Here is a 10,844-nt window from a genome sequence, read left to right as displayed (position 1 = left end):
ATGAACTCCAGCACGTCGGCCGGGGCCGAGAGCCGGTCCATGGCCGCCTTCTTGCGCAGGATCGCGATCCGGGTCTCGAGGTCGGGCGGCTGCACGTCGGTGATGAGCCCCCACTCGAACCTGTTGCGCAGCCGGTCCTCCAGCGCCTCGAGTCGCTTGGGGGCGCGGTCGGAGGTGAGCACGATCTGCTTGTTGGCGTTGTGGAGCGTGTTGAACGTGTGGAAGAACTCCTCCTGGGTCTGCGTCTTTCCCTCCAGGAACTGGATGTCGTCGATCAGCAGCACGTCGACGTCGCGGTAGCGCCGCTTGAACCGGTCCTGCCGGTCGTCACGGATCGCGTTGATGAACTCGTTGGTGAACTCCTCGCTCGAGACGTAACGCACCTGGGCGCCTGTGTACAACGAGCGGACGTAGTGGCCGATGGCGTGCAGGAGGTGGGTCTTGCCGAGTCCTGAGTCGCCGTACACCAACAGCGGGTTGTAGGCCTTGCCCGGAGCCTCGGACACCGCGACCGCGGCCGCATGTGGAAAACGGTTGGACGACCCGATGACGAAGGTCTCGAAGGTGTACTTCGGGTTCAGTCGGGTCTCGAGCGCGGGACGGGCCCGCTCGGGCTCGCCCGCGGCCTGTGCGGGAGCCAGGTCCACAGGCTCTGGTGTGGAGACAAAGGCATTTGTCGACAAGTTGATCTGTGGAGTTGTCGGCTCATCGTGATCGACGTACGGCGCCGGGGCATGCTCGTCGAGGGCCGGGTTGACCGTCACCATGATGCGGATCTCCCGCCCGAACGCCTCGCTCAGCGCGTCCTCGACCTGACCGCGCAGCCGGCCCTCGAGCTGACCACGGGTGAAGTCGTTGGGGACGGCGACGATGGCTGTGCTCTCGTGCAGGGTCACCGGCTCGCTGGTGCGCAGCCAGGCGCGCTGGTGGGTCTGGAGGTCTGCCAGGACCTGGGGCCAGACCGCGGTGAGGTCGAGCTCCTCGGGGGCCTCGTCCACAGGTCGCTCCGGGGCGGGCTGCTCAGCAGCTGGGCCGGGAGACTGCTCGGGGGAGTGCTCGTCCGGAGGTCCGAAGCGCTGGGTGTCCACAGGTACTGCCTCTTTGTCGTTTCTGGGGCTCGGGGTCCTTCCCTCCGGGTCCGTCCAGCCACTCGGCCCTGGACCTCGAGAGCGATGCTCCACAAGTTTGTCCACAGACTGTGCAACTAGGTCGGGCCGGGGACAGCACCGCAACGGACACCCAGGTCCAGGGTGGTCCGTGTCAGCGTCGCCGCAGGTCAGACGCAACATCCGAGGCAAGGAGTCCGGGTTCGCGCCGACCGGTGCTGGGGCGGTGAGATCCTGGTGGGGAAGGTCTCGGAAGGCCCGAACGTAACAAGCGGGTGTGAGTCGCGGCAAGACGTCATCCACAGGTCCGGGACCCGCGCCTCGTCACACCGCGAGCAGGGCGGTGACCTGGCCGGGCCCCGCAGTTTGACCCTGTGGAATCGGCTCGCGTACCGTTGGCAGGTCGTCTGGTGTCGACCGGTGCCGCATGTCCACGGCATTCCTCCCGCTGCTCGCGCAGCTGAGGGGTTCCGTGGGTGGGCGGTGCCAGCCGACCGGGGTCCAGCACCGCTCGCGCCACCTTCGCACGAAGGAGGGGCCTGGTCGCTGAAACCGCACTGCACCGCGTGTCACCGGACCGAACCGATCGTGTGGCTGCCCGCCATGGGCCAGCCACGCACCGAAGCCACTCGCATACGGAGAGACTCGTGAGCAAGCGCACGTACCAGCCGAACAACCGCCGCCGGCACAAGGTGCACGGCTTCCGCCTCCGCATGCGCACCCGCGCCGGGCGCAGCATCCTGTCGTCCCGGCGCCGCAAGGGCCGCAAGAGCCTGGCCGTCTGACCGGCGCTGCGGATCAACGGGCCGGTCGAGGGGCGGGCCACAGTGGAGGTCGAGCAGTGCTCCCGCGTGTCCACCGGGTCACGACGGGTGACCAGTTCCGTGTCGCCATCCGCGACGGCCGGCGCAGCGGCACCCGCCTCCTCGTCGTGCATCTCACTCCCGGGCCCGCGGGGGAGCCGGCGATCGATCCTGGCGGCGCGGCGTTGCCCGTCGCCCCTACGGTGGGTTTCGTGGTGAGCAAGGCGGTCGGCAACGCGGTGACCCGCAACCGGGTCAAGCGCCGCCTGCGGCACTGCGCCGCCAACCAGCTGGGCCGGCTGCCCGCCGGCGCGGTGCTGGTCGTGCGGGCCCAGCCCGCGGCAGCCGCCGCGACCTCGGCCGAGCTCGCCGCCGACCTCGACAGGGCCCTGACCAAGACCCTGAGCCGGACCGCCTGATGGCCACCTTCCTCGAGCCGCTGACGAGGCACAGCCCGCTCGCCTGGTTGCTGATCGGCCTGCTGCGCGTCTACCGCACGTTCATCAGCCCGCTCTACGGCCAGGTCTGCCGCTACCACCCCACCTGCTCGGCGTACGCGCTGGAGGCGGTGCGGACCCACGGCGCGATCCGGGGCTCGTGGTACGCCGCGCGCCGGCTCGCCCGCTGCCACCCGTGGGCGGCCGGCGGCTACGACCCCGTCCCGACGCGGCTCGCCTCGCGCCGGACGCCACCGACCCTGCCGCACAGCTCGTAAAGGTTGCTGATGATCGACTTCTTCCAGACCATCGGCGGCGCCATCCTGACGCCGCTCTACTACGCGATCTCGGCTGTGCTGATCGGCTGGCACAAGCTGTGGGGCGCCATCTTCGGTCCGGCGTCCGGCATCGCGTGGATCCTCTCCATCATCGGTCTGACCCTCGTCATCCGAGCGGCCCTGATCCCGCTGTTCGTGAAGCAGATCAAGTCGAGCCGCAACATGCAGCTGATCCAGCCGAAGGTGAAGGAGCTGCAGAAGAAGTACGGCCACGACCGGGAGCGGCTCGCCCAGGAGACGATGAGTCTCTACCGGGAGTCGGGCACCAACCCGTTCGCCTCGTGCGTCCCGATCCTCTTGCAGATGCCGGTGTTCCTGTCGCTGTTCCGACTCATCGACCAAGCCGCCAAGGACCCGACGGTCGAGCGCGGGTTGATGACCGAGACGCTCAACCGCCAGTTCGGCGACGCCGTCTTCCTCGGTGCCAAGATCTCCGACACCTTCCTGTCCACGGATCTGTGGAGCGTCCGGGTCCTGGCGCTGGTCCTGGTGGCGGCGATGACCGTCACGACCTTCACCACGCAACGTCAGCTGATGAGCAAGAACATGCCGGCCGATGCGCTGAGCGGTCCCTACGCGCAGCAGCAGAAGCTGCTGCTCTACGTCCTCCCGGTCGTGTTCGCCGTGGGTGGCATCGCCTTCCCCGTCGGTGTCCTCTTCTACTGGACCACCTCCAACCTCTGGACGATGGGGCAGCAGTTCTACGTCATCCGCAACAACCCGGCTCCTGGCACGCCGGCCTTCAAGGCGAAGCAGGACCGCGACGCCGAGAAGGCCCGCCGCAAGGGGGAGCCACTCCCCCAGGAGACGGTGCCGGACGTCGTCGTGGAGGAGGAGCCGAAGCCGCAGGCCCGCCAGCAGCCGAAGAAGCAGACCCGCTCGCAGCGCAAGAAGACCGGCGGCAGCGGCGGCGCAGGGACCCCCAAGAAGAAGCCGGATCCCGGAGACCCACCGAGCTCGTGAGCAGGACAGCGCAGCCCGTCCCGCACGCGACCCCCAGACCATTTCCCCCAGCAGCACAGGAGAACCCAGCACCATGAGCGACCAGCAGAAGATCGACACCGATGACCTCCAGACCGACGACGTGGACTCCGACATCGAGACGGACGCGGTGGAGGTGGACACCGAGGTGGTCGCCGACGAGACCGACGAGACCGACGGCACCGACGACACCGACGAGGAGGATGTCGACGACGCCGTCGAGGGTGACGACGCTCGGGTCGAGCGGCTGGAGGGCGAGGGCGACATCGCCGCCGACTACCTCGAGGGGCTGCTCGACATCGCGGATCTCGACGGCGACCTCGACATGGACGTCGAGGGTGACCGTGCGTCGGTGTCGATCGTCGGTGCCGACCTCCAACAGCTCGTCGGGGTCAACGGTGAGGTGCTGGAAGCCCTCCAGGAGCTCACCCGGCTCGCGGTCTACCGTGAGACCGGCGAGCGCTCGCGCCTGATGCTCGACATCTCCGGGCACCGCGCTACTCGCCGGGCGAAGCTGGAGGCGCTGGCCGAGGAGCGCATCGCCGAGGTGCGCGCCAGCGGCGAGGACGTGTCGCTCGCACCGATGACCTCCTTCGAGCGCAAGGTCGTCCACGATGTCGTGACGGCCGCCGGCCTGATCTCGGAGTCCGAGGGCGTGGAGCCGCGTCGTTTCGTGGTGATCCGTCCCGCCTGACGGCCGCGAAACCGACGTCGTGGTTTCACGTGAAACAGCACCCCCCGCGCCCGATGAGGCGCGGGGGGTTTTCACGACCGATCGACTCGAGCTCGCCGAGCGGTACGCCGCCTGGCTGGCCGACGCCGGAACCGTGCGCGGCCTCATCGGACCGCGCGAGGTGCCTCGCCTCTGGGAGCGGCACCTTCTGAACTGCGGGGTGCTGGCCGAGGTGATCCCCGAGAACGCCACGGTGGCCGATCTGGGCTCGGGCGCGGGACTCCCGGGGCTGGTGCTGGCGATCGCCCGACCGGACCTGAGCGTGACGTTGGTGGAACCGCTCCTACGCCGGACCACGTTCTTGGAGGAGGTCGCCGCCGATCTGAGCCTGGAGCAGGTGCGCGTCGTACGCGGGCGTGCGGAGGTGCTGCACGGGAGCGAGAGGTTCGACGTCGTGACGGCGCGGGCGCTGGCGCCGCTGGACCGGCTGCTCGGCTGGGCCATGCCGCTGGTCAAGGATTCCGGGGTGCTGCTGGCCATGAAGGGGGAGACGGCTGAGGTCGAGATCGCCGACTCCCGCGAGGTCTGGAGCTCCCTGGGCTGCGCGTCCCCGGAGCTCGCCGTCCTCGGGAAGGGACGGGTGCCGTCCCCTACGCGCGTCGTCCGGGTGGCTTGGGCGCCCGGTCGGGAGGTAGGTTGGCCGCTTGCGCCAAGCCCGCGAGGGCCTGGCGCTTCGTCGGGCCGCCGATCCCGGAAAGGTCGGACGCGATGAGGTCCTCCGGCCGTGTGTCACCGAGGGTCGCGATGGTCGTTATCCACCGTCGCAAGGCCGGTGTTGAGCGCGTCTGTCCACAGTTGCACCAGTCTCATCCACACCTGGATGCGTAGAAGGGACGTACGAGGCACCCGTGGTTTCACGTGAAACAGATCCCCCCTCTGGCATCGACGACACGTCGGTCGGCTCCGGCGACGGCGGGTTCACCGTCCGTACGGCGGCCGACCTGGCCGCGGTGTCGGCGGCCCTCGAGGACGAGACCACACCGCTGGCCCGCGCGATCGAGCACAGCATCCTGGCCCGTGAGCGCCTGAGCCCCCCGATGGCACGGCCGCCCGCGACCCGGGTGATGGTGGTGGCCAACCAGAAGGGCGGGGTGGGCAAGACGACGACGACCGTCAACGTCGCCGCGGCTCTTGCTCAGGTCGGGCAGCGCGTCCTTGTGATCGACCTCGACCCGCAGGGCAACGCGTCCACGGCCCTCAATGTCGAGCACCAACGCGGCGTCCCGTCGACGTACGACGTCCTGGTGGAGGGCAAGCGTCTCGCCGAGGTGGTCGTGCCGGCGCCCGACCTGCCGGGCCTCGATGTCGTGCCTGCGACGATCGACCTGGCGGGAGCCGAGATCGAGCTGGTCAGCGTGGTGGCGCGGGAGAGCCGCTTGGACCGCGCGTTGCGCGGCGACCACCGCATCGGCTCCGCAGCCGAGCTCGGTCAGAATCGCTACGACTTCGTGCTGATCGACTGCCCGCCGTCGCTTGGACTGCTCACGCTCAACGCCCTGGTCGCAGGGGCGGAGATGCTCATCCCCATCCAGGCGGAGTACTACGCCCTTGAGGGTCTCGGTCAGCTCCTCGAGACGGTGGAGATGGTCCGTCAGCACCTCAACCCGCGCCTCTCGGTCTCCACGATCCTGGTGACGATGTACGACGCCCGCACCCGCCTCGCCGCCGGCGTCGCCGAGGAGGTCCGGGGCCACTTCACGCACCAGGTGCTCCGGACCACGATCCCGCGGTCGGTCCGGGTGTCCGAGGCGCCGTCGTACGGCCAGACCGTGATGACCTACGACCCGTCCTCGCCAGGCGCGCTCAGCTATCTCGAGGCCGCCCGCGAGATCGTCAGCAAGGGAGCGCCCGCATGAGCAACGAGCCACGTCCGGTACGCCGGGGCCTGGGCCGCGGGTTGGGCGCGCTGATCCCCACCGGACCGCGCCCCGACGAGCAGATCGAGCCCGACTCGGGCGGCCCTGACGGCGGCGGGCTCGGCGAAGGCGCGAGTGGGCCGACAAACCAGCTCTCCCAGCACGTCGGGCAGCACGTCGAGCAGCGCGACCTGGTCGAGGTCGCGGGTGCTCGCTTCGCCGAGCTGCCCCTGGACTCCATCAGGCCGAACCAGTGGCAGCCACGTGAGGTCTTCGACGAGGACGCGATGGCGGAGCTGGTCTTCTCCATCCGCGAGGTCGGGCTCCTCCAGCCCGTCGTCGTGCGGCCGCTCGTCGGCGACGAGGCCCGGGAGGGTGGCGAGGGCGGCCCGGCCTACGAGCTGGTGATGGGGGAGCGGCGCTGGCGCGCCTCACGTGAGGCCGGCCTCACGGCCATCCCCGCGATCGTTCGCGAGACCGGCGACGACGTCATGCTGCGCGACGCCCTCCTGGAGAACCTCCACCGCTCGCAGCTGAACCCGCTCGAAGAGGCCGCTGCCTACGGCCAGCTGCTGGAGGACTTCTCCTGCACCCATGAGGAGCTGGCCCAGCGCATCGGCCGCTCGCGGCCCCAGATCAGCAACACCCTCCGGCTGCTCAAGCTGTCGCCCGCGGTCCAGCGCCGGGTGGCCGCGGGGGTCTTGTCGGCGGGCCACGCCCGGGCCCTGCTCGGCATCGAGGACGGCGACCTCCAGGACCGGATGGCCCAGAGGGTGGTCGCCGAGGGGATCAGCGTCCGCGGCCTCGAGGAGATCGTGGCGGTCGGTGAGACCGGCGGCGGAGCCCGGAGAGAGGTACGCCGGCGGCCGGTCGCGCCCGGCCTGACCGAGCTGGCCGACCGGCTCTCGGACCGGCTGGAGACCCGGGTCAAGGTCGACCTCGGCCGTAGCCGGGGCAAGGTCACCGTCGAGTTCGCGACCCTCGACGACCTGCGCCGGATCGTCGAGATCATCGACCCTCAGCGTGGTCTCGACTGAGCACTCGGATCTCGGCTGACCACTCGGGTCTCGACTGACCACTCGCTTCGCTCGCTGCTCGACCACCGTCGAGACACTGTCGGTGGGACTGGCGCCCCGGTGGATAACCCTGTGGAAAACCCTCGGGCGTCCTCAATGCCAGCCGCCCACACGGCACCTTTCCGTGTCGTTATGTCGACAACTCGGTTTAGCAATGCATCCGCTTGCTGTGAGCCAGCTGTGACCCCCGGGGCTGGGGAGAGCCGAGTTTCCACAGGGATTCACGCCTGGGAGAGCCTGTGGACGGCGCAGGAGTCCGGTTCTCCACCGCTCGAACCCGATGCCACCCCCATCGACAAGTCGACAAAGCAACTCGCCATTAAAGCGACGAAGCGACTTGACGTCGTTGAAGTGCCCTGTCCACAGGCCGAGTCTCAGGACGAGCGACGACGCCGCTCGGCGCGCGCCCGCTTCTCGGCGACGTCGAGCAGCTCGGCCTCCGCGAGCGAGGGGGCCGACCCCCCGCGCGAGGCGGGCACCCACCAGGCGCCGGGGTGCAGGTGGGCGTCGGCGTAGGTCTCGATCGCGGTGTCGAGCGCCCGGTCCATCGCGACCTTGAGCTCGGCGGTCTCGGCCACCGGATCGTCCCCCGTGGGGTGCAGCGGCTCGCCGACGACGATCCGGATCGGGGTGCCCCTCGAGAAGTCGCGGGGGTGGTCCTTGGTCATCAACCGCTGGGTCCCCCAGAGCGCGACCGGCAGCAGGGGCACCCCGGCCTCGGCCGCGATCCGGACCGCACCGGTCTTGAGGTCCTTGAGCTCCATCGCCCGCGAGATCGTCGCCTCGGGGAAGATCCCGACGACCTCACCGGCAGCCAGGAAGTCGACCGCCCGCCGGAACGACGCGACGCCGTCGGCACGGTCCACCTCGATGTGGTGCAGGGACCGCATCAGCGGCCCGGTCCAACGGTAGTCGAACAGCTCGCGCTTGGCCATGAAGCGCACCAGCCGCTTGGCCGGCTGGGCCGCCAGGCCGCCGTACACGAAGTCGACGTAGGAGACGTGGTTGAAGGCGAGGAGCGCGCCTCCGGTGCGGGGGACGTGCTCGGTGCCCGTCATCGTGATCTTGTTGCCGAGCAGCCGGAAGCCGGTCTTAGCGGCGACGACGATCGAGGGATAGACGAGATCGCGACCGGGACCGGCCCCGCCGGCCGGCTCAGCCACGGTCCACCGCGAACCGCACCAGGCCGGCCACGACCTCGCCCAGGTCGAGCTCGGCGGCCTGGACCGACAGCGGCACGGTCGAGGTCTCGGTGAACCCGGGCGCGACGTTGACCTCGAGGAACCACACCCGCCCGTCGGCGTCCACGATCAGGTCGGACCGGGACAGGTCGCGCAGGCCCAGCGCCTGGTGCGCCGCCACCGCGACACGTGCGCACTCGGCGGCCACCTCGGGGGACAGGTCGGCCGGCACGTCGAACTCCGTGGACCCTGCCGTGTAGCGCGCGGTGTAGTCGTAGACGCCACCGTCGGGCCGGATGCCGATGGCAGGCAGAGCCCGGGGACCGGCGCCGTCGTCGATCACGGGTACGGCGACCTCGGACCCGGTCACGAACCGCTCCAGCAGCGCCACGGACCCGTAGGCGAAGGCGTTGACCATGGCGCCGGGCAGCTGCTCGGCGTCGTGCACGACGGTGCACCCCAGGGCGGAGCCGCTGCGTGCGGGCTTGACCATCAGCGGCAGGCCGAGCCGCTCGACGAGCGCGGCCATCACGTCGGCGGCGCCGAGCTCACGGAAGGTCTCGTGCGGCAGGCACACCGACTCCGGCGTGTGGAGGCCGGCACGCGCCACCACCATCTTGGCCACCGGCTTGTCGAAGGCCGCCCGCGAGGCCGCGGGCGTGGCGCCGACGTAGGGGATCGACATCAGCTCGAGCACCTCGCGGATGGCCCCGTCCTCGCCGGTCTCGCCGTGCAGCATCGGCACCACGCACGAGGGCCGGTCGGCGCGCAGCGAGGCGAGGAGGCCCGCGTCGACATCGCGCTCGGCGACCTCGACCCCGGCGCCCCGCAATGCCTCGGCGACCCGCCGGCCCGAGCGCAGGGACACGTCGCGCTCGTGGCTGAGCCCTCCGGCCAGCACCAGCACGGCGTGGGGGTGGTGGGCGCTCATCGGGTCCTCACGCGTCGATCTCCCACTAGTTGACCTCCGTGCTCGGGCCGTCGTAGCCACTGCGCCCGCCGAGCTGGACCGGCGCCACGGCGGGGCCGGTCGCACCGAACATCTGGCGCAGCTCGGTCTCCTGCTCGAGCACGCCGGCCAGCCGGCGTACTCCCTCACGGATGCGCTCGGGCGTGGGGAAGCAGAAGGAGAGCCGCATCGAGCCCGCCCCGAAGCCGTCGGCGAAGAAGGCGGTGCCGGGCACGTAGGCCACGCGGGCCGTCACCGCGCGCGGCAGCATCGCCTTGGCGTCGATGCCCGGAGGCAGCGTCACCCACACGAAGAAGCCACCGCGCGGAGAGTTCCACGTGCACGCCGGCGGCATGAAGTCCTCGAGCGCCTGGATCATCGCGTCGCGGCGTTCGCGGTACATCTCGCGCATCTGCTTGATCTGGCCCTGCCAGTCGTGCTGGGTGAGGTACGCCGAGACCGCCATCTGCGAGAACGACGGCGGGCAGAGCGTGGCCGACTCCTGGGCGAGGACGAGCTTCTCGCGCACCGCGTGCGGCGCGAGCGCCCAGCCCACCCGCATTCCGGGGGAGAAGGTCTTGGAGAACGACCCGAGATAGACCACACCCTCGGCCTCGTCGGCGCGCAGCGCGCGCATCGGCTCGGAGTCGAAGCCGAGCAGGCCGTAGGGGTTGTCCTCGAGCACCAGCACTTCCTCGCGGCGGCAGATGTCCAGCACCTCGGCGCGCCGGGCGATCGACATCGTCACGCCGGCAGGGTTGTGGAAGTTGGGGATCGTGTAGAGGAACTTGATGGTGCGCCCCGACGCCTTCACCGCAGCGATCGCGGCGGCCAGGGCCGCCGGGACGAGCCCGTCGGCGTCCATCTCGACGTGCACCACGTCGGCCTGGAACGCCTTGAAGACGCCCAGCGCCCCGACGTACGACGGGGCCTCGCAGAGCACGACGTCGCCGGGGTCGCAGAAGATCCGGGTGACCAGGTCGACGGCCTGCTGGGACCCGACAGTGACCACGACGTCGTCGGGATGGGCGTCGATCCCCTCGAGCCGCATCACGTCGGTGATCTGCTCGCGCAGGCGGGGGTCGCCCTGGCCCGAGCCGTACTGCAGGGCCACCGGGCCGTGGTGCGCGATCAGGTCGCCGATCGCGCTGCCGACCACGTCGAGCGGGAGCCCCGAGATGTTGGGCATGCCGCCGGCCAGCGAGACCACCTCGGGCCGGGAGGCCACCGCGAAGAGGGCCCGGATCTCCGAGGCCGTCATGCCGGCCGTGCGGGCGGCGTAGCGGTCGACGTAGGAGTCCAGGCGCGTGCTCGTGGCCCGCGGCGGAGCGGGACTCCGCGAGCCCGGGACAGGCGGCTGGGGTTCCATGACCCCTCTAGCATG

At 70.4% G+C, this 10,844-nt stretch carries 12 protein-coding genes; 8 read left to right on the top strand and 4 right to left on the bottom strand.

All coding sequences use genetic code 11. The features are described 5' to 3' along the window. Positions 1 to 998 (bottom strand): chromosomal replication initiator protein DnaA (dnaA, locus tag ABD295_RS21040; RefSeq protein WP_425574154.1); only part of this gene is annotated, 998 nt, incomplete at its 3' end. 755 nt (positions 999 to 1,753) lie between these two features. Here dnaA and rpmH point away from each other — a divergent pair. From rpmH to ABD295_RS21000, 8 genes are all read left to right on the top strand, one after another. After that, entirely contained in the window at positions 1,754 to 1,891 is a 138-nt protein-coding gene (gene rpmH, locus ABD295_RS21035) for a 50S ribosomal protein L34 (protein ID WP_056156542.1), read from the top strand. Between the two features lie 56 nt (positions 1,892 to 1,947). Further along, positions 1,948 to 2,328: a ribonuclease P protein component gene (rnpA, locus tag ABD295_RS21030; RefSeq protein WP_344305810.1), complete on the top strand. Its 381-nt coding sequence runs from the start codon at positions 1,948 to 1,950 to the stop codon at positions 2,326 to 2,328. Beyond that, a complete protein-coding gene (yidD, locus tag ABD295_RS21025) occupies positions 2,328 to 2,624 on the top strand; it encodes a membrane protein insertion efficiency factor YidD (protein WP_344305809.1) in 297 nt (98 codons plus the stop codon). Before rnpA ends, yidD begins: the two co-directional genes overlap by 1 nt. A gap of 9 nt (positions 2,625 to 2,633) precedes the next feature. Further along, on the top strand, positions 2,634 to 3,647 hold the full coding sequence (gene yidC, locus ABD295_RS21020) for a membrane protein insertase YidC (RefSeq protein ID WP_344305808.1): 1,014 nt from the start codon (positions 2,634 to 2,636) through the stop codon (positions 3,645 to 3,647). Between the two features lie 73 nt (positions 3,648 to 3,720). Next, the gene (locus ABD295_RS21015) at positions 3,721 to 4,359 is read left to right on the top strand and encodes a Jag family protein (protein ID WP_344305807.1); all 639 of its coding nucleotides are present in this window, start codon (positions 3,721 to 3,723) and stop codon (positions 4,357 to 4,359) included. Between the two features lie 19 nt (positions 4,360 to 4,378). Beyond that, positions 4,379 to 5,110: a 16S rRNA (guanine(527)-N(7))-methyltransferase RsmG gene (gene rsmG / locus ABD295_RS21010; protein WP_344305806.1), complete on the top strand. Its 732-nt coding sequence runs from the start codon at positions 4,379 to 4,381 to the stop codon at positions 5,108 to 5,110. A gap of 136 nt (positions 5,111 to 5,246) precedes the next feature. Further along, complete coding sequence (locus ABD295_RS21005) at positions 5,247 to 6,254, top strand: ParA family protein (protein ID WP_344305805.1); 1,008 nt, start codon at positions 5,247 to 5,249, stop codon at positions 6,252 to 6,254. Beyond that, positions 6,251 to 7,291, top strand: coding sequence for a ParB/RepB/Spo0J family partition protein (locus ABD295_RS21000; protein WP_344305804.1), 1,041 nt, complete (start codon positions 6,251 to 6,253; stop codon positions 7,289 to 7,291). The genes ABD295_RS21005 and ABD295_RS21000 overlap by 4 nt, the downstream gene beginning before the upstream one ends. Positions 7,292 to 7,704: 413 nt before the next feature. On the opposite strand, the gene ABD295_RS20995 is transcribed toward ABD295_RS21000, so the two are convergent. The 3 genes from ABD295_RS20995 to ABD295_RS20985 are packed head-to-tail and all read right to left on the bottom strand — an operon-like array spanning position 7,705 to position 10,829. After that, positions 7,705 to 8,493: a lysophospholipid acyltransferase family protein gene (locus ABD295_RS20995; RefSeq protein WP_344305803.1), complete on the bottom strand. Its 789-nt coding sequence runs from the start codon at positions 8,491 to 8,493 to the stop codon at positions 7,705 to 7,707. Further along, a complete protein-coding gene (locus ABD295_RS20990; RefSeq protein ID WP_344305802.1) occupies positions 8,486 to 9,442 on the bottom strand; it encodes a D-alanine--D-alanine ligase family protein in 957 nt (318 codons plus the stop codon). Before ABD295_RS20990 ends, ABD295_RS20995 begins: the two co-directional genes overlap by 8 nt. A gap of 25 nt (positions 9,443 to 9,467) precedes the next feature. After that, the gene (locus tag ABD295_RS20985; RefSeq protein ID WP_344305801.1) at positions 9,468 to 10,829 is read right to left on the bottom strand and encodes an aminotransferase-like domain-containing protein; all 1,362 of its coding nucleotides are present in this window, start codon (positions 10,827 to 10,829) and stop codon (positions 9,468 to 9,470) included. Positions 10,830 to 10,844: the final 15 nt, after the last annotated feature.

The sequence above is a fragment of the Nocardioides bigeumensis genome, assembly GCF_039531755.1.
GTDB classification, from domain to species: domain Bacteria; phylum Actinomycetota; class Actinomycetes; order Propionibacteriales; family Nocardioidaceae; genus Nocardioides; species Nocardioides bigeumensis.
This window is presented reverse-complemented; position numbering and strand designations above follow the sequence as displayed.

Excerpts from the sequence above, each read along its gene's own strand:
- ABD295_RS20990 (WP_344305802.1), bottom strand. The coding sequence starts at position 9,442 with ATGAGCGCCCACCACCCCCACGCCGTGCTGGTGCTGGCCGGAGGGCTC.
- ABD295_RS20985 (WP_344305801.1), bottom strand. The coding sequence starts at position 10,829 with ATGGAACCCCAGCCGCCTGTCCCGGGCTCGCGGAGTCCCGCTCCGCCG.
- yidD (WP_344305809.1), top strand. The coding sequence starts at position 2,328 with ATGGCCACCTTCCTCGAGCCGCTGACGAGGCACAGCCCGCTCGCCTGG.
- yidC (WP_344305808.1), top strand. The coding sequence starts at position 2,634 with ATGATCGACTTCTTCCAGACCATCGGCGGCGCCATCCTGACGCCGCTC.
- ABD295_RS21000 (WP_344305804.1), top strand. The coding sequence starts at position 6,251 with ATGAGCAACGAGCCACGTCCGGTACGCCGGGGCCTGGGCCGCGGGTTG.
- ABD295_RS21015 (WP_344305807.1), top strand. The coding sequence starts at position 3,721 with ATGAGCGACCAGCAGAAGATCGACACCGATGACCTCCAGACCGACGAC.